The organism is Pseudomonas sp. 1152_12, from assembly GCF_052850675.1.
Genome location: NZ_VXCW01000004.1, coordinates 383,656 through 407,089 on the forward strand (window position 1 = coordinate 383,656; position 23,434 = coordinate 407,089).

17 protein-coding genes are annotated in these 23,434 nt (G+C 59.7%); 7 read left to right on the forward strand and 10 right to left on the reverse strand.

The genetic code is table 11. The features are described 5' to 3' along the window. Positions 1 to 335: 335 nt before the first annotated feature. Together FW764_RS09575 and hutC are read right to left on the reverse strand one after the other, a co-directional pair. A complete protein-coding gene (locus tag FW764_RS09575; protein ID WP_446433718.1) occupies positions 336 to 896 on the reverse strand; it encodes a HutD/Ves family protein in 561 nt (186 codons plus the stop codon). After that, the gene (gene hutC / locus FW764_RS09580; RefSeq protein ID WP_446433814.1) at positions 893 to 1,603 is read right to left on the reverse strand and encodes a histidine utilization repressor; all 711 of its coding nucleotides are present in this window, start codon (positions 1,601 to 1,603) and stop codon (positions 893 to 895) included. The genes FW764_RS09575 and hutC overlap by 4 nt, the downstream gene beginning before the upstream one ends. Before the next feature lie 147 nt (positions 1,604 to 1,750). Between hutC and FW764_RS09585 the strand changes: the two genes are divergently transcribed. Further along, positions 1,751 to 3,115, forward strand: a complete 1,365-nt coding sequence (locus FW764_RS09585; RefSeq protein WP_446433719.1) for a formimidoylglutamate deiminase — start codon at positions 1,751 to 1,753, stop codon at positions 3,113 to 3,115. Between the two features lie 131 nt (positions 3,116 to 3,246). On the opposite strand, the gene FW764_RS09590 is transcribed toward FW764_RS09585, so the two are convergent. From FW764_RS09590 to FW764_RS09615, 6 genes are all read right to left on the reverse strand, one after another. Then, positions 3,247 to 3,816: a lipocalin family protein gene (locus tag FW764_RS09590; protein WP_446433720.1), complete on the reverse strand. Its 570-nt coding sequence runs from the start codon at positions 3,814 to 3,816 to the stop codon at positions 3,247 to 3,249. A gap of 30 nt (positions 3,817 to 3,846) precedes the next feature. Beyond that, the gene (locus FW764_RS09595; protein WP_017849914.1) at positions 3,847 to 4,101 is read right to left on the reverse strand and encodes a hypothetical protein; all 255 of its coding nucleotides are present in this window, start codon (positions 4,099 to 4,101) and stop codon (positions 3,847 to 3,849) included. 176 nt (positions 4,102 to 4,277) lie between these two features. Next, the gene (locus FW764_RS09600; RefSeq protein WP_053253909.1) at positions 4,278 to 5,288 is read right to left on the reverse strand and encodes a class 1 fructose-bisphosphatase; all 1,011 of its coding nucleotides are present in this window, start codon (positions 5,286 to 5,288) and stop codon (positions 4,278 to 4,280) included. 96 nt (positions 5,289 to 5,384) lie between these two features. Beyond that, on the reverse strand, positions 5,385 to 6,728 hold the full coding sequence (locus tag FW764_RS09605) for a DUF3999 domain-containing protein (RefSeq protein WP_446433815.1): 1,344 nt from the start codon (positions 6,726 to 6,728) through the stop codon (positions 5,385 to 5,387). Beyond that, complete coding sequence (locus FW764_RS09610) at positions 6,728 to 10,240, reverse strand: DUF2339 domain-containing protein (protein ID WP_446433721.1); 3,513 nt, start codon at positions 10,238 to 10,240, stop codon at positions 6,728 to 6,730. Before FW764_RS09610 ends, FW764_RS09605 begins: the two co-directional genes overlap by 1 nt. 170 nt (positions 10,241 to 10,410) lie before the next feature. After that, entirely contained in the window at positions 10,411 to 12,861 is a 2,451-nt protein-coding gene (locus FW764_RS09615) for a glycogen/starch/alpha-glucan phosphorylase (protein WP_446433722.1), read from the reverse strand. A gap of 237 nt (positions 12,862 to 13,098) precedes the next feature. Here FW764_RS09615 and FW764_RS09620 point away from each other — a divergent pair, with 237 nt between their 5' ends. After that, positions 13,099 to 13,533, forward strand: coding sequence for a YkgJ family cysteine cluster protein (locus FW764_RS09620; protein WP_003171132.1), 435 nt, complete (start codon positions 13,099 to 13,101; stop codon positions 13,531 to 13,533). A 193-nt stretch (positions 13,534 to 13,726) separates the two neighbouring features. Here FW764_RS09620 and typA read toward each other — a convergent pair whose 3' ends face one another. Beyond that, a complete protein-coding gene (typA, locus tag FW764_RS09625; RefSeq protein ID WP_053253905.1) occupies positions 13,727 to 15,547 on the reverse strand; it encodes a translational GTPase TypA in 1,821 nt (606 codons plus the stop codon). A gap of 139 nt (positions 15,548 to 15,686) precedes the next feature. Then, positions 15,687 to 17,141: a tRNA uracil 4-sulfurtransferase ThiI gene (thiI, locus tag FW764_RS09630; RefSeq protein ID WP_446433723.1), complete on the reverse strand. Its 1,455-nt coding sequence runs from the start codon at positions 17,139 to 17,141 to the stop codon at positions 15,687 to 15,689. 333 nt (positions 17,142 to 17,474) lie between these two features. Between thiI and glnA the strand changes: the two genes are divergently transcribed. The 5 genes from glnA (at position 17,475) to ntrC (ending at position 23,123) form a co-directional block, all read left to right on the forward strand. Beyond that, complete coding sequence (gene glnA, locus FW764_RS09635) at positions 17,475 to 18,881, forward strand: glutamate--ammonia ligase (RefSeq protein ID WP_034117297.1); 1,407 nt, start codon at positions 17,475 to 17,477, stop codon at positions 18,879 to 18,881. Positions 18,882 to 19,093: 212 nt separating this feature from the next. Further along, the gene (locus FW764_RS09640) at positions 19,094 to 19,630 is read left to right on the forward strand and encodes a chorismate mutase (protein ID WP_446433724.1); all 537 of its coding nucleotides are present in this window, start codon (positions 19,094 to 19,096) and stop codon (positions 19,628 to 19,630) included. A gap of 19 nt (positions 19,631 to 19,649) precedes the next feature. Next, complete coding sequence (locus FW764_RS09645; protein WP_446433725.1) at positions 19,650 to 20,372, forward strand: hypothetical protein; 723 nt, start codon at positions 19,650 to 19,652, stop codon at positions 20,370 to 20,372. Between the two features lie 232 nt (positions 20,373 to 20,604). Further along, positions 20,605 to 21,690 (forward strand): nitrogen regulation protein NR(II), encoded by a 1,086-nt coding sequence (glnL, locus tag FW764_RS09650; protein WP_446433726.1) that lies wholly within the window; start codon positions 20,605 to 20,607, stop codon positions 21,688 to 21,690. After that, complete coding sequence (gene ntrC / locus FW764_RS09655) at positions 21,687 to 23,123, forward strand: nitrogen regulation protein NR(I) (protein WP_446433727.1); 1,437 nt, start codon at positions 21,687 to 21,689, stop codon at positions 23,121 to 23,123. Before glnL ends, ntrC begins: the two co-directional genes overlap by 4 nt. Positions 23,124 to 23,434: the final 311 nt, after the last annotated feature.

The window sequence follows — 23,434 nt, forward strand, 5'->3', positions numbered from 1 at the left end:
ACTTGTACATACAAGCATATGCAATCGAGCGGCCAACTTTCGCAACGCGGGTGTCAGATTTTTTGCGCAGGGGGGCGAAAGCCTTGGAAATTAAGGCGTGGAGGCTTGGCGAAATTTCTTACGGAGGAGTTTTTCAGGGGGGGCGATTGTTCATAACAACGCGGCGTTGCGCCACGCTGGGGCATTCGGTAACAAATTGGTGCGCGAGCCGGAAACAGATCCCTTGAACAACACAGATACAAATGTGGGAGCGGGCTAGCTCGCGAATGCGGTGGGTCAGCCAGCTTATCTGGCACTGATACACCGCTTTCGCGAGCTAGCCCGCTCCCACATTTTTAACCGCGCTGGGTCAGTTCGATAATGCAGCAGCGGCCGGTAACCGAGAGGTCCAGCAGGTCGGTGTTACCGTCGATTTGCAGGCAGTCGTGATGCCCCAGCTTTTGATCCAGCACCTTCACTTCATCCGCCACGCTGAACACCAGCACGGTCTGCGCCGTGGTGAAAAACCGCTGCACACCATCCACCCACTGAAAGCGCGCGTGGTAACGCTGCGGCGAATAAATCAGGTTGAAATCGCGGATAGGCCCGGTGATCAGGCGGCAGGAAACGTCGCTTTCACCGCTGAACGCGAAGGGCTGCAGCGGTAACAACCCGCGCTGTTCCTCGCCATCGACGGTCAGGACCATGCCCGCGCCCTTGATCACGGTAATGACGCGCTGGTAGCCGGCGAAGGTGGAAAAGCCACCCGACTCACCAATGTCGGCAATCGACAGGCGCCAGCCGAAGCCGTCCAGGCCAGTGCCGGCGTCGCGGGTAATTTCTTCGGTGCTGCCGCCGCCGTTTTTCCATGGCATGCGGATGTAATCGGTGGCGCGCCAGACGTTCACTGCACTCATTTACTGAAACGTCCTTCCAGGCTATGACGGGAACCGGGGTGGATCAAACGCGCAGCGGTCACCGGCTGGCGCCCGGACCAGGTGCGTCGGCGGATCAACAGGCACGGCTCGCTCGGCTCGATCTGCAGCAACTTGCACTCTTCGGCATCGGCAAGGATCGCTTCGACCACATGCTCGCCTTCGGTCAGCGGCGCAACCTGGTTCAAGTAGGCGTAAGGCGTTTGCTGGGTGAAATCCTGCTGCAAGTAGTCCGGCGCCACCAGGGCGTTGACGAAACGGTCTTCGACTTGCACAGGAATGTCGTTCTCGAAGTGCACAATCAACGAGTGGAACACCCGCCCGCCTTCGCGCATTTCCAGGGCCACGGCGCGCTCGGAGCCTGCGGCTTCTTCGCACAAGTGGATGACTTGGCAGGTATGCCGGTGACCGCGGGAGGCGATTTCATCGGCAATGTTGTGCACTTCAAACAGCGCCGACTGGCTCTTGGGCTCAGCGACGAACGTGCCAACGCCCTGCATGCGCACCAGCAACCCTTCGGCGGTGAGTTCGCGCAGGGCACGGTTGATGGTCATGCGGCTGAAGCCCAGTTGGCTGACCAGCTCGCTCTCGGACGGCACGCGATAATGCGGCGGCCAGTTGCCGTTGAGGATCTGCTGGCTGATCATCTGTTTGACGCGGGCATACAAGGGCGCCGGACTTTCGTCCATGTGGGCAGCCAGCGAAGACTTGGCAGGCGGAGTCGGCACAGGGAATCCTTGCAGGGGGAAAAGATGCATAGATTGCCGGAGTTTACCGAGCAGGCAAACGTCTGTATATGTATATACAAATAAACACACGACCGGAGTGCCTTGATCATGTCCGCTTTCTTTGCCGAACGCGCGCTGCTGCCTAATGGATGGGCCAACGATGTACGCTTTGAAGTCAGCGCCGAGGGCGTGCTGACCCACGTTGAGCCCAATGCCAGTGCAGACGCCGCCGAACGGCTTAGAGGCCCGGTGTTGGCGGGCATGCCGAACCTGCATTCCCATGCATTCCAGCGCGCAATGGCAGGTTTGGCCGAAGTGGCCGGCAACCCGAATGACAGCTTCTGGACCTGGCGCGATTTGATGTACCGCATGGTCGGCAAGATCAGCCCGGAGCAACTGCAGGTCATCGCCCGCCAGCTATACATCGAGATGCTCAAGGCCGGTTACACCTCGGTGGCCGAGTTTCACTACGTGCATCACGACGTCAGCGGCCAGCCGTATGCCGACCGCGCAGAGCTGTCACGGCAGATCAGCCAGGCGGCCGCCAGCAGTGGGATTGGTCTGACGCTGATGCCGGTGCTCTACACCCATTCCGGGTTCGGTGGCCAGACGCCAAACGAAGGTCAGCGGCGCTTTATCAACAGCACCGAAAACTATCTGGACCTGCAAGCACGCCTCAAGCCGATACTTGCCGCACAACCGGCGCAGCAGTTGGGCCTGTGCTTCCACTCGTTGCGCGCCGTCACGCCGCAGCAAATCAATGACGTGCTGGCCGCCAGCGACAAGGTTTGCCCGGTGCATATTCACATCGCCGAGCAGCAAAAAGAAGTCGATGACTGCCTGGCCTGGAGTGGCAAACGCCCGCTGCAATGGCTGTATGACAATGTTCAGGTCGATGAGCGCTGGTGCCTGGTGCACGCCACTCACGCGGATGCTGACGAAGTGGCGCGCATGGCCAAGAGCCGCGCGATTGCCGGTTTGTGCCTGACCACAGAGGCCAACTTGGGCGACGGCATTTTCCCGGCCGTGGACTTCCTCGCCCAAGGCGGGCGCATGGGCATTGGCTCCGACAGCCATGTGTCGCTTAGCGTGGTGGAAGAGTTACGTTGGCTGGAATACGGCCAGCGCCTGCGTGACCAGCGGCGCAACCGCTTGTACCGCAGTGATCAGCCAATGGTCGGCCGCACGCTGTTTGATGCCGCGTTGGACGGCGGCGCCCAGGCGCTGGGCCAACCGATTGGTCGTTTGGAAGTGGGTAAGCGTGCGGATTGGATCGTGCTGGATGGCAACGACCCGTACCTGGCAACGGCGACGGAGGACGGCATTCTCAATCGCTGGCTGTTCGCCGGTGGTGATCGGCAAGTGCGCGATGTGCTGGTGAACGGGAAGTGGGTGGTGCGGGACGGGCATCATGCCGGTGAAGAGGAAAGCAGCCGCGCCTTCACGCAAGTCCTGAGGGATATGCTGGGCTAACAAACAATGCAAAACAAATGTGGGAGCGGGCTTGCTCGCGAATGCGGTGTATCAGTCATCACATCTGTCGACTGACACTCCGTATTCGCGAGCAAGCCCGCTCCCACATTTTGATCGGCGATGGTCCAGAGTTACTGCGAAGTCTTCGCCATCTGCTTGTCCGACGTACGCCAGATCAATCGCGTGGTGTCATACCCTTGCTGCCGCGCCCGGCTCAGCAGGTCTTCGCGGGTGTCGGCGCTCACCGTAGGAGTGCGCGACAAGATCCACATGTAGCGCCGGCTCGGGCTGCCGACGAGGGCAGTCTTGTAGTCGTCGCTGACGTACAGCACCCAGTAATCGCCCTTGGCGACGCCCGGCAGCAGCGCCGTGAACCAGTTATTAAATTCCACCCAGAGTTTGTCAGTCTTTCCAGGGACTTGCGGCGTGGCCGTGCCCTTGGCTTCCTGCCACTTCCACTCAGGTGTCAGGCAGCGGTTGAACACCGACATGTCGCCATCAGGCAGCAAAGTGTAGCGGGCTTCGGACTGCGCGCAGTTGCGCTGGAAGTACATCGGTAATCGGGCCAACTCATACCAGGTGCCCTGGTAACGCTTGAGGTTGACGTTGCTCGCTGTCTTGGGTTGCAGATCATCGCCAGAATGGCTGGCGCAGCCCGCCAAAAACAGGCTGGCACAAAGGCACAAAACAAAACGCATCATTCTTCTTCTCCCGTAGGCTCGCGCCCCGGTTTACTTCAGGCCTTGCCCGGAAAACATCAGAACTTTGTCACCGGCATATTGAACGCTGATAAAGCTGTTTTTATCGCCCCAGGTACAACTGGACATGCCCAGTGCGCCGGAACAGTCGGTCGGCTTGCCCAGCAGCGACTCCACCTCAGCCTTGGCCATGCCAGCCGACAACTTCGCGTAATTTTCTTGGTTGACCTTGCTGCAAGCGGCCAATAGCACACAAAAAGCCAGCAGGGCGAGACGGCGTAACGACATGGAAAAACTCCTGGAGGGACGAAGCAGCTTGGGTATCTGCCAGAAGCTTAGAAGGAAAAAGAGGTGTCTGGTTCCCGATGTGCAAAAACAAAAAAGCCCCGAAAACGCTGAAACGTTTCGGGGCTTCTTTAAGAGTGAACAGCCTCACAATATGGCGGATAACTTATCGCCGCGGGTTACTTCTTGTGGTAACCGGTCACACGCTCAACTTCTTCCTTCGAACCCAGGAACACGGCCACACGCTGGTGCAGGCCTTCGGGCTGAATGTCGAGGATACGCTGATGGCCGTCGGTGGACGCCCCGCCTGCTTGCTCAACCAGGAACGACATCGGGTTGGCTTCGTACATCAGGCGCAGTTTGCCTGGCTTGGACGGCTCGCGGCTGTCACGTGGGTACATGAACAGGCCACCACGGGTCAGGATACGGTGTACGTCAGCCACCATCGCCGCGACCCAACGCATGTTGAAGTTCTTCTTCAGAGGGCCTTCCTCACCGGCCATCAACTCGCCGACGTAGCGAGTAACCGGCTCTTCCCAGTGACGCTGGTTGGACATGTTGATTGCAAATTCCTGGGTGGATGCAGGAATGGTGATGTCTTCGTGGGTCAGTACAAAGCTGCCCATTTCACGGTCCAGGGTAAAGCCTTTGACGCCGTCGCCCAGGGTCAGCACCAGCATGGTCTGTGGGCCGTAGATCGCATAACCGGCAGCGACCTGCTCGGTGCCGGGCTGCAAGAAGGCCTTTTCGTTCAGGGCTTCGTTCTGGCTCAGGTATTCGTTCGGGCAACGCAGAACCGAGAAGATGGTGCCGACCGGTGCGTTGATATCGATGTTGGACGAACCGTCCAGTGGGTCGAACACCAACAGGTAGGCGCCTTTGGGGTACTTGCCCGGGATCTGGTAGGCATTGTCCATTTCTTCGGACGCCATGCCGGCCAGGTGACCGCCCCATTCGTTGGCTTCGAGCAGGATCTCGTTGGAGATCACGTCGAGCTTCTTCTGCACTTCGCCTTGGACGTTTTCAGTGCCCATGCTGCCCAGGACACCACCCAGTGCCCCTTTGGACACGGCGTGGCTGATTTCCTTGCAAGCACGCGCCACCACTTCGATAAGGAAGCGCAGATCGGCAGGCGTGTTGTTGCTGCGGGTCTGCTCGATCAAATAGCGACTCAGGGTAACGCGGGACATGGAAGGCTCCGGAGAATGGGGGGCTTAAAAACCCGCGCAGTTTAACGCGAGTCGGGGCGTATTTCCTCTAATCAGAGGATTTAACTCCAATAGAGTTCACGGTTTGGCCGCAGGTTGGCGCAACAAACTGTAGGCCATCGCCCCCAGCGCCGCCACACCCAACAGGAGCACGGCCCACAGGCCGAGTTTCTTCCAGTCGGTGCCTGCTTCGGGCGATGCGGCGACGGCGGCGGTTTTGACCACCACCTCTCCCGCAACGCTGGCCTGGCCTAACGTCTTGAGACGTTCGGCGCTGTAGTCAGGGATCAGGGTCGACAGCGGCAGGTTCGCCGCCTTGACCGAGCCATTGCCCAACGCCAAGGTGAACGGTGGCTCACCCCGCGCCAGGAACACCAATTGCGTGGCGCGCATGGCAAAGCGCACGGCTGGCGCCTCGACGCCCAGGCCACCGCCGCGCTCATCTACCTGCAATTTGAGCTCGCCGACGGTAACGCCCGGCAGTTGCAACTCGTCCTGCACCACGTCTTGGTCGTTTTGGGTCAAGCGGTACAGCAAGCCCTTGCTCAGCGGCTGCCAGGCTTGCTTGGCTTCACGGCGCCCCGCCAAGGTGACCGGCGCCAGGGTGTTCGGCTGTTTCAACTCGATACGCAAGCGCTCAACATTCAGCCCAGTCGGCAACTGCCAGCTGTATTCCCCAGCCTTGAGCCGCATTCCCGACAACGGTTGCGACCACACCAACGGCATCGGCAGGCTGCTGCGGGTGGCGCTCACAAGCTTGGCCGAGGTCAGCGTCGGCGCGACTTGGCCTTGCCACACCAGGCGCAGGTAACGCGCCGACTGGCCCGGCAAACTCACGTCATGCTGCTCGACACGCTCGTCGGCAAACGACAAGCGCGCCACCTGACCATCGCCCCAGGATTGCCAGTGCTGCAAGTCATCACTGGCTTCAATGCTGAAACGCTGGAAGCCATCCTGCTCGCGGCTCCAGTCCAGGCTCAGTTGCTGCAAGGGCGCCTTGATCGCGCTGGCGTCCAACACCCAGCCACGCAGCACTTCTTTGCCCGCCTTGGCTGGGCGGACTTCCAACAACGTGCCTTCGGCGGTGGATTTCATCACCACGTCTGGCACGCTCTCACGGGTGTCGGCGGCGTACAGCGGGAACCACTTCACGTCAGCCACATCGCGGCTTTCAGTACGCTGCGCCGATTGACGCGACAGCGCGTAGGCTTGGGGCTCACCGGCGGCGTTGAACACCCGCACATCGCTCAGATCAGCCTGGCGTGCGCTCAATTGCACCGCCAATGGCAGTTCCAAACGATACCAGGGGCCGTTGCCACTCACCGCCAACGGCACCTGTGTGGTGAAGTCGGCAGGCGTTTCCTGCGCCCATACCGACAACGTCGTGCACAAGCCCACCGCGATTACGCTCAACTTACCGATCAAGAGGATGCTCCTTCAGTTTCCAACACAGGCTCGGCACGCTTGGGCGGCAGCGGGGCGAAGTAGCCCACCACCAGCAACAGCCCGCCCACGCCGATAAACGACACGATCCGCGCCAGGCCGCCACGGTTACTCAGCTCGACAAAGAACAGCTTGGCGACCACCAGCGCAATCAATGCGGCGCCGATCAACCACACTTCGCGACGATGGCGCAGGTGGCCGCCGATCATCAGGCCGAGGGCAATCAGGGTCCACACAATCGACAGGCCGGCCTGGACCAACATGGACGCCAGCAACACATCCAGCTGGAACGGCACGCCCGCCCAATGGTGGGCAGTGCGCATCACCAAGGCGGTGAAGAAGGCAAACAGCGAAGCCCCCGCAACACCTTGGGCGACTAGCTCGGCACGCGGCCCACGCTGCGGCGCAACACTGCGCGACCACAGGTAAATACCCAGCAATGCGAACAGCAGGCCCAGGTCCAGCGGGTTAAGCAGCGGCATGTATGGCAGCGGTTCAGCGGTGCCGTCGCTGAAAATATTCGCCAGCCAGAACCAGCCGAGCATCAATACCGCCAGCGGCAACGCGGCCAGCACGCGGTATTCACGCGGATACGCCGACACCGGCCATGGCCAACTGCGCGGCGCAGCCGCCAGCACCAAGTACAGGCTTGGCAGAATCGCCCAACCCAACCAGCGCCAGGCGTTGTACTCGCTCGACAGCAACAGCAGGCCGTAACGCAGCTCCAGCGCCAGCACGCCGATCAACATCCAGCAGCCGAGCACGTGAGCGATGCTCAACACGTTGCCCGGCACCCGCGCAGCCAAACGGCGCAGCGAGAGGAAATGCACAACGAACACCGCCAACCAAGCCAGCCAGCCGTACTGCGCCGCCGGGTGGTAGTCGTCATGGACAGACACCAGCAACACCACGCCTGCCGCTGGCATCAGCAAGGCGCACAGCATGCCCAGCGATGCCCAGCGCAAACGTTCGGCCAGCACGGCCCAGATCGCCACGCTAATCGCCGCGATCCCGAGCCAAAACGGCCCCTGCAGCGCCTGCGGGGTAAACCGCAACACGTCACCGATCAGCGCCAGCGTCCACCAGGCCGCGCCCCATACCAGCAGCAGGTCGGACAAGCGTTGCAGCTTCAACACGGCAAACACCGGCGCATGCGGTTCACGCTGCAAGCGCCACGCGCTCACCATCGCGGCCAAACCCAGCACCATCGGCGTCCAGAAACCGCTGTGCGCCAAGGGGCGCAAGCCCTCGCTGTTCAACGGTCCGAGCAACTGCGGCGCCGCCAACAGGAACGAGGCACCGCCGATCAGTTGCAGCAGCAACCCAAACACGAAACTGACGCGTTGTTGCAGGTACAGGCTCAGCCAGATGATCAGCAAACCGCTGGCCGCCCACACGCCGCTGGCGCTTTCCCATGGCAGTACAAACAGCACTGCGAGGTTGATCAGTACCAAACCGGCGAGCAGCACCACCGACAGCCCGCGCAGCAGCCGCACGTCGCTGCGCACCATGTCATCGCGCGCAGCCATCAGCATGCCGCCGACCAACGCCAAGCCGATCAGCGAGGCGGTCAATAACCCGGTCCACCCGGCACTGAATACCGCTGCCCCATCACCGCCCTGCAAGCGCAACAGGAACAACGCACCGCCGAGCAATTGCACACCGAAGGCGGTGAACAGGAAGGTGCGCGAGCCGATGCGCAGGCCGATAAACAGCGTTACTAGCCCTGCGATTGCCCAACTGATGGCCGTGCCTTGGGTCAGTAGCAGCAAGGGCGCGAGCAGGTACAAAAAAGTCAGGCCCAGGCACGCCAGTCCGGGCAGGCCTTTGCGCTCCCAGTCCGCCGCCTGTTCGGTCGATGCCTTGCGCAACTGATCGAAGCTGAACAACAGCGCCGCACCCAGCAACAGCGCGCCCAGCGGCGCACCGTCGAGCAAGGTCAGTTCGCCTATGCGCAGCTCGCTGAGGAACGCCAGCGCCGACCCCAACTGCAACAACAGGCCAAATGCGCGCGCCAATGGCCGCTGCTGGCGCAAGCCAAGCCAGAAGATCCCCGCGCCTTCCACCGCCCACGCCGCAGCGGTCCAACGCGCATCGAGGCCCAGCGGAATCGCCAGGCTGGCAAAGATCACACCCAGCGCCAGGCAGGTCTCCGCCAGCAGCAAGGCGCGCCCGCCACTCAGCAACCGCGCCAGGCCCATGTAGATAAGCCCTAAGCCCAGCGCACTGAACGCAGCGGCAAATTCCAGGTGCTGCACCAAGGCGAACTGCAAGCCGAAGCCCACCAGCGGTGGGCCGAACAGCATGCTGCCATCGACATAATCGCCCTTGGCCGCCGACCAGCGCAGCAGCGCATTACGCTCTTCGGGCGCAGCGCCCATCTCTTGCAGCTTACGTCGGGCGAACAACAGGCCGATGGCCAAGTACATCAGGAAAAACACAATCAGAAACGGCTCGGTGCTCCACAGCAGTTCCGGTGTGTAGGAACGCATGCCCCAGGCGAATCCGATGCCGAAGGTGCCGACAAACCCGATCAGGTTGAGCAAGCGCCAGGCCTTGAACCAGGCGATGGCGAGAATGCCAGCGTTGAGCAACGCGAAATAGCTGAACAGCGCCACATGGTTACCGGCGCCGGTGGATGTAAGAATCGGCGCAGCAAACCCACCCAGCGCTGCCGCGCACGCTAGGCCGAGGGCGTCCTGGGTGATCGCCAGGATCGCCGAGAACACCGTGACCGCCACCAGCAGGCCAAGTGCCGCGCTCGGGTCGATCAACGGGTGCAAGCGCATCGCGGCAAACACCGTCAGGTACAACACGGCAATACCAGTGCCTTGCAGCATCAGGCCGTAATTGCTATTACGCAGCCGTAGCCACCAGCCCAGGCCCAGCAGGCCAATGGCGGCAGCGGCAACGCCGGCGTAGCGCAGTTCGATCGGCACCACCACACCTTCGGTGGCATAGCGCAGCAAAAAGGCCAGGCCGAGGAACAGCAGCACCACGCCCACGCGCAGCACAGTGTTACCGCCAAACAGCCAATTGCGTGCGCCGATGACGGTGCGCTCGATCAGGTTGGGGCCACGGGGAATCGCAGGTTCTTTAGGTGTTGGCGTCGGTGCTGCAACCCAGACGTCATCCGGCAGTGGCGGGCTTGTCTCGGCCACCACGGCGACAGGCGCCAGTTCGACGGGCAGCTCCCAGACAAGTTCGGGCCTTGCAACCACAGGTGCGGGTTCAGGGATGGGCGTTTCGACAATTACGCTGCTGGTCGGCGCGGGCACTTCCAGTTGCCGCAGTCGCTCGCCCAGCGCTATCAGCGCCTTTTGCGTGGCCTCCAACTGACGAGCTTGCTGATTCGATTGGGCGGACAACCTCGACAGGCGAATCGCCTGGCCAATACCCAAGCCCAATAGCGCGCCGAAACCGGCATCGGTGAACGACTCATCGAGTGTCCAGCCGAGCACCAGGCCAATCAGCATGAAGATCCATTGCATGGTCGATATCCCTAAGCAGCCCGAAGCGGGCAAACCGGGGCCTAGTATATCGACGCGGGACCAATGTGGGAGGGGGCTTGCCCCCGATAGCGGTGTATCAGTCGACATATCTGCAAACTGACACCCTGCCATCGGGAGCAAGCCCCCTCCCACATTTTGTAGCGCGGTGTTTAGTCGAGCGCTTTCCAGATCTCGGTGGCGTATTCGCGGATTGTCCGGTCGGACGAGAACCAACCCATACGCGCGGTATTGAGTACCGCTGAACGCCACCACGCCTTGGAATCATGCCAATGCGCCTCGACCCGTGCCTGGGCGTCCCAGTAGGAATCGAAGTCGGCACATACCAGGAAGCGGTCGTAGTCGATCAGCCCGTCGATCAGCCCCACATAACGGCCTGGATCATCCGGCGAGAACACTCCGCCCCGGATCGCTTGCAATACATCGTTAAGGCGATGGGAAGCAGCAATTTCCGGCCCGGCGTTGAACTCACCGGCGTGCTTGCGGGCCTCCACCTGCTGCGCGCTGAGGCCGAAGATAAACATGTGATCGGCGCCGACGCGCTCGTGCATCTCGACGTTGGCGCCATCCATGGTGCCGATAGTCAGTGCGCCGTTGAGACCGAACTTCATGTTACTGGTGCCCGAGGCTTCGAAGCCCGCCGTGGAGATCTGCTCCGACAAGTCCGCCGCCGGGATGATGCTTTCCGCCAGGCTGACGTTGTAGTTGGGCAGGAACACCACCTTGAGCAAACCGCGCACGGTGGGGTCGTTGTTCACGGTGCGGGCGATGTCATTGGTCAACTTGATGATCAATTTGGCCTGGTGATAACTCGCGGCGGCCTTGCCCGCGAAGATCTTCACCCGTGGCACCCAGTCGGTGCCGGGCTCGGCACGGATCGCCTGGTACAACGCCACCGTGTGCAACAGATTGAGCAGTTGGCGTTTGTATTCGTGGATGCGTTTGACCTGTACATCGAACATCGCCGCCGGGTTGACCGAAATACCCAAGCGCTCGTGAATGATCTCCGCCAGCGCACGCTTGCTGTGCAGGCGCTGATCGGCGAAGGCTTTGCGGAAGGCCTGCTTCTCGGCGAAGGTTTCCAGCTCCGTCAGACGGGTCTCCATGGAGTCGAGAATGTCCGGACCCAGCGCCTCCACCAGCATGTCAGTGAGCTTGGGGTTAGCCTGATACAGCCAGCGGCGGAACGTGATGCCGTTGGTTTTGTTGTTGATGCGCTCCGGGTACAGCTTGTGCAGTTCGGAGAACACCGTGCTGCGCATCAGTTGGGTGTGCAAGCCAGACACGCCGTTGACGCTATGCGAGCCCAGGAACGCCAGGTTGCCCATGCGCACGCGGCGGCCGTTGTCTTCTTCGATCAGTGACACGGCGCGCAGAACGTCAAAGTCGTGAATGCCTTTGGCGCGCAGCGAGTCGATGTGCTGGGCGTTGATCAGGTAGATGATCTGCATATGCCGGGGCAGCATGCGCTCCATCAGGCCTACCGGCCAGGTTTCCAACGCCTCGGGCAATAAGGTGTGGTTGGTGTAGGAAAGGGTTTCAACCGTCACATCCCACGCGGCTTCCCACGGGATGTCGTGCAGGTCCACCAGTTGGCGCATCAACTCTGCCACGGCAATCGAGGGGTGAGTGTCGTTTAGCTGGATGGCGGCGTGCTCGCCCAGGCTCAATACCGAGCCGTGCATGTTCTTGTGGCGGCGAATCAAGTCTTGCAAGGAGGCGGCGACGAAGAAGTACTCCTGGCGCAAGCGCAATTCTTGCCCTGCTTCGGTGCTGTCGGCCGGATACAGCACTCGGGAGATGCTTTCGGCGCGGGCGACTTCGGCGACGGCGCCCAAATGGTCACCGGCATTGAAACGCTCCAGGTGCAGGTCTTCAACGGCGCGTGCACGCCACAGGCGCAGGGTGTTCACACTGGCGCCGCGCCAGCCGACCACCGGGGTGTCATACGCAACCGCGCGCACGGTTTCGCTGGGCGTCCACACCTGAATCATCTTGCCGGAGGCGTCCGGCAGGGTCTCGACGCTGCCGCCAAAGCCGATCGGGTAGATCACTTCGGCCCGTTCGAATTCCCACGGGTTACCAAAGTCCAGCCAGCGCTCGGTCTGCTCCTGCTGCCAGCCGTCAACAATCGCCTGGCGGAACAAGCCGTGCTCATAGCGGATGCCATACCCGTGGCCAGCAATGCCCAAGGTCGACATGCTTTCCATAAAGCACGCCGCCAAACGGCCCAAGCCACCATTGCCGAGCGCCGCATCAGGCTCCAGCAGGCGGATGCGTTCCAGGTCGACACCCAGTTCGGACAGTGCTTCGCGCGCGATTTCCAGCACACCGAGGTTGCTCAGGCTGTCATAGAGCAGCCGGCCGATAAGGAATTCCAGGGAGAGGTAATAAACCCGCTTCTGGCCTTTGCGGTAAATGCGCCGTGTATGGTCCATCCAGTGGTCAACCATCTGGTCGCGCGCGGCCAGTGCAATGGCTTCAAACCAGTCGTGGTCGAAGGCATGGTCGGGGTCTTTACCCACCGCGTAAGTGAGTTTGGTCAAGACAGCATCGCGGAATGCGGCTACCTCTGCTTCTCGTGCAAGCGGTTCCTGAGACATCGGTGCGACCTCTGGCGAGATTGAAGGAGTTGCTAGAGCCTAGTCGGTCTGACAGACGGTAGACGTGCTGGTTCGGCAGTTTTTTAACTCATTCAGCTTTGCGGGAAATTGATGCAGGGGTCGTGCCCGATTGACCCGTACTCACACCTTTGAGCTGAAACCTGCAAAATATTGTTCAAAAAACCACCAATCCCGGTATGATCGCGCGCCCAGATAGCGCCCCACCTTGGAACCCTGATGAAGCCTCAACTGATCGCCGCCGCGGAACTCGACCGTCTCGAGACTTGGCAGAAATATTCCGCCCACATGTGCGGTGGCTGCGTGTCCAGCTGCTGCACGCTGCCGGTTGAGGTGAAGATCAAGGACCTGATCCGCATTGGCATCGTCGATGAGTTCGAGCGCGGCGACCCGCCGAAGAACATCGCCAAGCGCTTGCAGAAAGAAGGCATCGTCGAGCGCTACAACTCCAAATCCGAGATTTTTACCCTGCAGCGCATGAGCAACAACGATTGCCTGTACCTGGATCGTAAGACGCGCTTCTGCACTATTTATGACAAGCGCCCGGATACCTGCCGCAACCACCCGAAAATCGGACCGCGGCCGGGGTATTGTGCGTACAAGCCGAAAGAAGTGGTGCGCGAGACCAAATTCAAGACCCTCGACAAGTTCTGATCCGGGTTTAGTGTGGCTCTCAAGGGCCCCATCGGGGGCAAGCCCCCTCCCACATTTTGATCTGTGAGCACATTCAAAGGTGGGAGGGGACTTGCCCACGATGAGGCCAGTACAGTCACCACCAAAACTGCAGGCATAAAAAAACGCCCCCGGCCTTTCGACCGGGGGCGTTTTTCATTCAGCCTGAGTTAACTCAGTTCTTGGCTTTCTTGGCAGCGCGGGTACGCTCGCCTTCGTCCAGGATCTTCTTACGCAGGCGAATCGACTTAGGCGTAACTTCGCATAGCTCGTCGTCCTGGATGAATTCCAGAGCCTGTTCCAGGGTGAAGCGAACAGGCGGAACCAGAGCGATGGTTTCGTCTTTACCCGAAGCACGCATGTTGTCGAGCTTCTTGCCTTTGGTTGGGTTAACGCCCATGTCGTTGTCACGGCTGTTCAGACCAACGATCTGACCGTTGTAGATCTCTTGACCGTGTTCAACGAACAGCTTGCCACGCGCCTGCAGAGTTTCCAGCGAGTAGGTCAGCGCCTTGCCAGTTTCTACCGATACCAGAACACCGTTCTGACGGCCGGACATGTCGCCGGACTTCATGGTGTCGTAGCGATCGAAGATCGAGGTCAGGATGCCAGCACCGTTGGTCAGGGTCAGGAACTGGTTACGGAAACCGATCAGACCACGAGCAGGGATGTTGTATTCCAGACGCACACGGCCTTTGCCATCCGGCACCATGTTGGTCAGGTCGCCCTTACGCAGGCCCATCTCTTCCATGACCTTGCCCTGGGATTCTTCCGGGGTGTCGATGGTGACGTTTTCGAACGGTTCCTGCTTCACGCCGTCAACAGTACGGATGATTACTTCTGGACGACCAACGCCCATTTCGAAGCCTTCGCGACGCATGGTTTCGATCAGTACCGAGAGGTGCAGCTCACCACGGCCAGAAACCTTGAACTTGTCAGCCGAGTCGCCTTCTTCAACGCGCAGAGCAACGTTGTACAGCAGCTCTTTGTCCAGACGTTCCTTGATGTTACGGGAAGTCACGAACTTGCCTTCTTTACCGCAGAAAGGCGAGTCGTTTACCTGGAAAGTCATGGAAACGGTTGGCTCGTCAACGGTCAGAGGCTTCATCGCCTCGACAGTGTCCGGCTGGCACAGGGTGTCGGAGATGAACAGCGAGTCCATGCCGCTGACGCAAACGATGTCGCCTGCGAAAGCTTCTTCAACGTCAATACGGTGCAGACCGTGGTGACCCATCAGCTTCAGGATACGACCGTTACGCTTCTTGCCATCGGCACCGATAGCCACAACCGGGGTGTTCGGCTTGACGCTACCACGAGCGATACGGCCAACGCCGATAACACCCAGGAAGCTGTTGTAGTCCAGTGCGGAGATTTGCATCTGGAACGCGCCTTCACGGTCAACCTTCGGCGGTGGAACGTGGTCAACGATTGCTTGGTACAGCGGGGTCATGTCTTCCGCCATGGCGGTGTGTTCCAGACCGGCAATACCGTTCAGGGCAGACGCGTAGATCACTTGGAAATCAAGTTGCTCTTCGGTAGCACCCAGGTTGTCGAACAGGTCGAAGATCTGGTCCAGAACCCAGTCCGGACGTGCGCCTGGACGGTCAACCTTGTTGATGCACACGATCGGACGCAGGCCGGCTTCGAACGCCTTCTTGGTCACGAAACGGGTTTGCGGCATAGGGCCGTCTTGGGCATCAACCAGCAGCAGAACGGAGTCAACCATCGACATTACGCGTTCTACTTCGCCGCCGAAGTCGGCGTGGCCCGGGGTATCCACGATGTTGATGTGGTAGCCGTTCCAGTTGATAGCGGTGTTTTTAGCCAGGATGGTAATACCGCGCTCTTTTTCCTGGTCGTTGGAGTCCATCACGCGCTCGTCGTTGAGCTCGTTGCGCTCCAGGGTGCCGGATTGACGCAAGAGTTTGTCTACCAGGGTGGTTTTACCGTGGTCAACGTGAGCAATGATGGCGATGTTACGTAGATTTTCGATCACTTGTGTATCTCGATCAGAGGATTCGGTGTGCTGACAGGTCGTGGCAGCGATTAACAGTAGAGTCAGGCCTTGCCGTTACAGCTTGACGGCAGAGTCGGGGGGCCGGTGACGCAGGCCACAGGCAAACAGCCCCGGGCTCTTAGCTCGGTCGATAAACGCGCACATTGGCATGCCCCTCACTGAGCAAATGGTGGGCATGCAGGCGACTCATCACGCCTTTGTCGCAATACAGCAGGTACTGACGGCTGTTATCCAGTTCCTTGAAACGCGCGTTCAATGCGTAGAACGGCAGCGTTTGCACGTCGATGCCAGCGATTTCCAGCGGCTCATCTTCGGCGGCATCCGGGTGACGGATGTCGACGACAATCTGGCCGGCCAGGGCTTCGCTGACTTCTTCGATTTGCACGTCTTGGCCCAATTCGTCAATTACGCGATCGATCGGAACCATTTTAGCGTTCTCGAGCGCACGCTCCAGAATCGCCATGTCGAACTGTTGTTCTTCGTACTCCACGCGGTTGCGCTTGGCGTGGGTCTTGGGGTTCACCGAGATGACCCCGCAATATTCAGGCATGTGCTTGGCGAAATCCGCCGTGCCGATTTCTTCGGCCAGGTCGATGATGTCCTGCTTGTGACTGGCAATCAGCGGGCGCAGCACCAGCTTCTCGGTCACGCAGTCGATCAGCGACAGGTTCGGCAGCGTCTGGCTGGAAACCTGGGAGATCGCTTCACCGGTCACCAATGCGTCGATCTGCAACTGATCGGCGATTCGGGACGCGGCGCGCAACATCATACGCTTCAATACTACGCCCATATGACTGTTATCGACTTTGCCGAGAATTTCGCCCAGCACTTCCTCAAACGGTACGCTTACGAATAGCACGCGTTGGGAGCTGCCGTACTTCTTCCAGATAAAGTGCGCGACTTCCATCACGCCCAATTCATGTGCACGCCCGCCCAGGTTAAAGAAGCAGAAGTGGCTCATCAGGCCGCGGCGCATGATCTGGTAGGCCGCCACCGTGGAATCGAAACCGCCGGACATGAGCACCAGGGTCTGTTCCAGGGCGCCCAAAGGGTAGCCGCCGATGCTGTTGTGCTGGCTGTGGATCACAAACAACCGTTGGTCGCGAATTTCCATGCGCACTTCAATTTGCGGCGTTTTCAGGGAAATTCCGGCGGCACCGCACTCGCGACGCAGCTTGCTGCCGACGTATTTCTCAACGTCCATGGAGCTGAAGGTGTGCTTGCCGGCGCGCTTGCAGCGCACTGAAAAAATCTTGCCTTCAAGCTCATTGCCGAAGTGCAGTTTGCACTTCTCGGTGATGTCGTCGAAGTCGCCCAGCGGGTACTCATCCACCTGCAGGAAATGCGCGATACCCGGCATGCAGCTCAGGCGCTCGGTCATGTCCTTCAAGGCTTTGGCGTCGGTGACACGGGTTTCCAGCTCGAGGTTGTCCCACACGCCGTTCACCACCACAGCCGGGTCCAAGTCACGGAGCACGGCACGGATGTTCTTGGCCAACTGACGGATGAAACGCATCCGTACCGGTCGGCTTTTGATGGTGATCTCGGGGAACACTTTAACGATTAATTTCATGGAAACAGCGCGCGCCGGACCTGCTGAAAAAGGGGGGCGCGGATTATAGCGGAAATCGCTCAAGGTTTAACCAGTTAATATGCATTGCTGATGCTGCGCACCAAAACGGGTCATTTGCGCAAATTAACGCTACATTGCAGTGCGTTATTTATTGCACTTCAGCGGATTGCACCGTTACAGGGGCCATTTTGAGGCAAAAAGGCCATGTTGGCGCACTGGCATGCAATTTGCTCTCTTGTGAGGCAGGTTGCCTTGGTCGAGTATTCGCGCCGGCATCACCCACATTCTAAGGGCTAACTCCACTACCCAGCCCGAAGCCACCCGGAGGACACCATGTCGAAGTCGGTTCAACTCATCAAAGATCATGACGTTAAATGGATTGATCTGCGCTTCACGGACACTAAAGGTACTCAGCACCACGTGACCATGCCGGCTCGCGACGCGCTGGATGATGCGTTCTTCGAAGAAGGCAAAATGTTCGACGGTTCCTCCATTGCCGGCTGGAAAGGCATCGAAGCTTCCGACATGATCCTGATGCCGGACGACAGCACTGCCGTGCTCGACCCGTTCACCGAAGACCCAACCCTGATCATCGTCTGCGACGTGATTGAGCCTTCGACCATGCAAGGCTACGACCGCGACCCACGTGCGATCGCCAAGCGTGCCGAGGAATACCTGAAGTCGACCGGTATCGGCGACACCGTATTCGTAGGCCCGGAGCCAGAATTCTTCATCTTTGATTCGGTCAAGTTCAAGTCCGACATCTCCGGCTCCATGTTCAAGATCTTCTCCGAACAAGGTTCGTGGATGTCCGACCAGGACATCGAAGGCGGCAACAAAGGCCACCGTCCAGGCATCAAAGGCGGCTACTTCCCAGTTCCGCCGTTCGACCACGACCATGAAATCCGTACCTCCATGTGCAACGCCATGGAAGAAATGGGCTTGGTCATCGAAGTTCACCACCACGAAGTGGCGACTGCCGGCCAAAACGAAATCGGTGTGAAGTTCAACACCCTGGTGGCCAAGGCTGACGAAGTTCAGACCCTCAAGTACTGCGTACACAACGTAGCTGATGCCTACGGCCGTACCGCTACTTTTATGCCTAAGCCACTGTACGGCGATAACGGTTCGGGTATGCACGTTCACCTGTCCATCGCTAAAGAAGGCAAGAACACCTTCGCTGGCGAAGGTTATGCCGGCCTGTCGGACACCGCCCTGTACTTCATCGGCGGTATCATCAAGCACGGTAAGGCCCTGAACGGCTTCACCAACCCGTCGACCAACTCCTACAAGCGTCTGGTCCCAGGTTTCGAAGCACCGGTAATGCTGGCCTACTCGGCGCGCAACCGTTCCGCTTCGATCCGTATTCCTTACGTGTCCAGCCCACGCGCTCGCCGTATCGAAGCGCGCTTCCCGGACCCAGCAGCCAACCCGTACCTGGCGTTCGCTGCTCTGGTAATGGCCGGCTTGGACGGTATTCAGAACAAGATCCACCCAGGCGACGCCGCCGACAAAAACTTGTACGACCTGCCGCCTGAAGAGGCCAAAGAGATCCCACAAGTGTGCGGCAGCCTGAAAGAAGCCCTGGAAGAACTGGACAAGGGCCGTGCGTTCCTGACCAAAGGCGGCGTATTCAGCGACGACTTCATCGATGCCTACATCGAGCTGAAAAGCGAAGAAGAAATCAAAGTACGCACCTTCGTACACCCACTGGAATACGAGCTGTACTACAGCTGCTGATCCGGTAGCGCTGCTTAACGTGGCGCAATGAAAAAGACCTCCTTCGGGAGGTCTTTTTTTTGCCTGAGATTTGTGCAAACTCACTGCGCCGCACCTGCAAACCCGATAAAAATTTGGGAGGGGCTTGCTCCCGATGGCAATCAATCCGTCAAATAGATACCCACTGCCCCACTGCCATCGGGAGCCAGCCCACGCCCACAAGGAGATCTCCATTGAAACGTCGATTTGCGCTCGCACTGCTGTTGGTCAGCGCCACAGCAACTGCGGCACCACCTACCCTCGCACCACTGCTCGAAAGCATCGCCGAGCGCCTGGCCATTGCTGACCAAGTCGCCCTGAGCAAATGGGACAGCCACAAGGCCGTAGAAGATCGTCCGCGCGAGCAAGATGTGATCGCCAGCGTGAGAGCCCAGGCCCCGAGCTACAAAGTGGCACCTGAAGCGGCGGAGCAGTTCTTCAGCGCCCAGATCGAAGCAAACAAGTTGGTGCAATACGCCCGGCTGTCCGACTGGTATTTCACGGGCAAGGCGCCCGACACGCCGCGCCCCGACCTGGTCGGCACGATTCGCCCCAAACTGGATCAACTACAAAAACGTCTGCTGCAACAATTGGCCGACTTCAGCCCGCTACGCAGCAACCCACAGTGTCCGCAATGGCTGGCTCAGGCGGTGCACAAACCGCTTCACGACCCGCTGATGCAGATCGCAATGGCCCGCGCCACGGCCGAGCTGTGCATCTATACGCCTTGAAAGATCCAGGCCTTCTTCAATGAAGGCCCATTCCCGCATCCTCGCTAAACCGCAGAAATGTCTGATACATCCCGCAGAAGCAAGCCCCTACGATGCAGCGTCCAGCCGCCACCCGCCGACGTATTTCGCGATGAACCTGACCTGCCAGTCCCTATGCTCCCTGACGCTATTGCTCAGCGCTCTCACTGAAGCACAACTCAACAGCGACGCCGAGCCTAATACCTGGACGGTGGAGGCGCCTTACCCAGACAGTACGATTATCAACGCCAGAATCAATGGCAAAGCCACTCACGCACAAAAGACCAGTATTGCGATCCTGCAAGTCGCCTGTTACAGCTCACCCTTGCGCCCGATGATCTCCTTGCTCACCCACACCGACGAACTGCACTTCAACCCCAACATATATGAAGGCCCGGACGCCCGGTCATCTGGGCCGCTCAGCCTCACTACCGGGACCCTCCCAGCGCGAACCTACCGCGTGAACGGCTACTACAGCGCAGAACCCACGCAGCAGCACGGCGTGTTATTCAAATTCATCATGCCTGCCAATCGCCAAGAGCTACGCGAGTGGATCGACAATAAAGCGCATGACCAGATCATCACGATGGCATTGCCTTCAGCCATTCCCGGTGATTCGCCGCTGATCGCTGAATTCGTCCTGCCCCATAACAGCGGCGGGTTACGCGAAATCGTCAAATCCTGCCTCAACAACCGAAAAAACACGCCCAAAAAACCTTCCTGAACAGACCACGCAAAACTGCACTATATTGGTGCGACAGGCCGCACGCTTCCCACCCCGACAGCCCATTTTGGTTCGAATCTTCCCGGGCAGGCTGGCATAACGCCACAGTTTCGAGCCTTAAACCCCTATTTCACGGCTTAAACGCTTCTTTTCGGAGCCTTGGTTTGGTTTTTGCATTTTCCTTGTATCAGCGTGTGCCTCAAGCCCGCGCCTTGCTCCAAAAGAGGTCCTGATGACCATCAGCGATGCACTGCACCGTTTGTTACTCGACAACCTGACCACCGCGACCATATTACTCAATGACGAGCTGCGTCTTGAGTACATGAACCCGGCGGCGGAGATGCTCCTGGCCATCAGCGGCCAGCGCAGCCATGGGCAGTTCATCAGCGAATTGTTCACCGAGTCAGCCGAAGCCTTGAGTTCGTTGCGCCAAGCGGTGGAACAGGCACACCCGTTTACCAAGCGTGAGGCGATGCTCACCGCCCTTACCGGCCAGACCCTGACCGTCGACTACGCCGTGACCCCGATCCTGAGCAACGGCGCCACCCTGCTGCTACTCGAAGTGCACCCGCGCGACCGCCTGCTGCGCATCACCAAAGAAGAAGCGCAGCTGTCCAAACAGGAAACCAGCAAGATGCTGGTGCGCGGCCTGGCCCATGAGATCAAGAACCCCCTCGGCGGGATTCGGGGCGCTGCGCAACTGCTGGCCCGCGAGCTGCCCGACGAGAACCTCAAGGACTACACCAACGTCATCATCGAGGAAGCCGACCGCCTGCGTAACCTGGTAGACCGCATGCTCGGCTCCAATAAGTTGCCGTCCTTAGCGATGACTAACGTGCACGAGGTGCTGGAGCGCGTGTGCCAACTGGTCGAGGCCGAAAGCCAGGGCTGCATCACCTTGGTGCGCGACTACGACCCAAGCATTCCCGACGTGTTGATCGACCGCGAACAGATGATCCAGGCGGTGCTCAATATTGTGCGCAACGCCATGCAGGCCATCAGCAGTCAGAACGAGCTGCGCCTGGGCCGCATCAGCCTGCGCACCCGCGCCCTGCGCCAGTTCACCATTGGCCACGTGCGCCATCGCCTAGTGACCAAGGTCGAGATCATCGACAACGGCCCAGGCATTCCTGCGGAACTGCAGGAAACCATCTTCTTTCCCATGGTCAGCGGCCGCCCGGACGGTACCGGGCTGGGCCTGGCCATTACCCAGAACATCATCAGCCAGCACCAGGGTCTGATCGAATGTGAGAGCCATCCCGGCCACACCACGTTCTCGATCTTTCTGCCTCTGGAACAAGGAGCCCCATCGACATGAGCCGTAGTGAAACTGTCTGGATCGTCGATGACGACCGTTCTATCCGCTGGGTCCTCGAGAAAGCCTTGCAACAGGAAGGCATGACCACACAGAGCTTCGACAGCGCGGACGGGGTGATGAGCCGCCTGGCGCGCCAACAGCCGGACGTGATCATCTCCGACATCCGCATGCCTGGCGCCAGCGGCCTGGATTTACTGGCGCGCATCCGCGAGCAGCACCCGCGCCTGCCGGTGATCATCATGACCGCGCACTCGGACCTGGACAGCGCTGTCGCGTCCTATCAGGGTGGCGCGTTTGAATACCTGCCCAAGCCGTTCGATGTGGACGAGGCCGTGGCGCTGGTAAAACGCGCCAACCAGCACGCCCAGGAACAACAGAACCAGGAAGCCCCACCGGCGCTGACCCGCACGCCAGAAATCATCGGCGAAGCGCCGGCAATGCAGGAAGTGTTTCGCGCCATTGGGCGTTTGAGCCATTCCAACATCACCGTGCTGATCAACGGCGAATCGGGTACTGGTAAAGAGCTTGTGGCTCATGCACTGCACCGTCACAGCCCGCGGGCGGCCTCGCCCTTTATCGCACTGAACATGGCGGCGATCCCCAAAGACTTGATGGAGTCCGAGCTGTTCGGCCATGAGAAAGGCGCGTTTACAGGTGCTGCCAACCTGCGTCGCGGCCGCTTCGAGCAGGCCGACGGCGGTACGCTGTTTCTCGATGAAATCGGCGACATGCCGGCTGACACCCAGACCCGTCTGCTGCGCGTATTGGCCGACGGTGAGTTCTATCGCGTTGGCGGGCACACGCCGGTAAAGGTCGACGTGCGCATTATTGCGGCAACTCACCAGAACCTCGAAACCTTGGTGCACGCGGGCAAATTCCGTGAGGACTTGTTCCACCGCCTGAACGTAATCCGCATCCACATCCCACGCATGTCGGACCGTCGCGAAGACATCCCGACGCTCGCACGTCACTTCCTCAGCCGCGCCGCCCAAGAGCTGGCCGTCGAGCCGAAGCTGCTCAAAAGCGAGACCGAGGAATACCTCAAGAACCTGCCGTGGCCCGGCAACGTGCGCCAGCTGGAGAACACCTGCCGTTGGATCACCGTTATGGCGTCCGGCCGCGAAGTGCATATCAGCGACCTGCCCCCGGAGCTGTTGAGCCTGCCGCAGGATTCGGCACCGGTGACCAACTGGGAGCAGGCGCTACGCCAGTGGGCCGATCAGGCCTTGGCACGCGGTCAATCAAACCTGCTGGACAGTGCCGTGCCGGCCTTTGAGCGGATCATGATCGAGACCGCCCTCAAGCACACCGCCGGTCGCCGTCGCGATGCCGCTGTGTTACTGGGCTGGGGTCGCAATACCCTGACTCGCAAGATCAAGGAGCTGGGGATGAAGGTGGATGGTGGGGATGATGACGAGACCGATGAAGCCTGATCACTCATTCTTGCTCCACTGAAGTTCTAATGTGGGAGGGAGCAAGCCTGCTCCCACATGAGGATCTCTACAGGTTTCGAGGCAGTGCACCGCTTCAATGCACCATGACCCGGTATCGGGCACCGATCCAAACCCTGAAACATCAGCCTGGCTGAAAAACACCTGAAAGCCTAAACCACCAAAGCCCCGTATTCCGGGGCTTTGCGCTTTTTTAAGAAACTTTTCGGCACAAATTTCAAGTTCTGGCACGCGCCCTGCAATAACCCCCGTACTACCCAGTTTCGGGGACCTTGGTACAGGCAGGCCGAGAA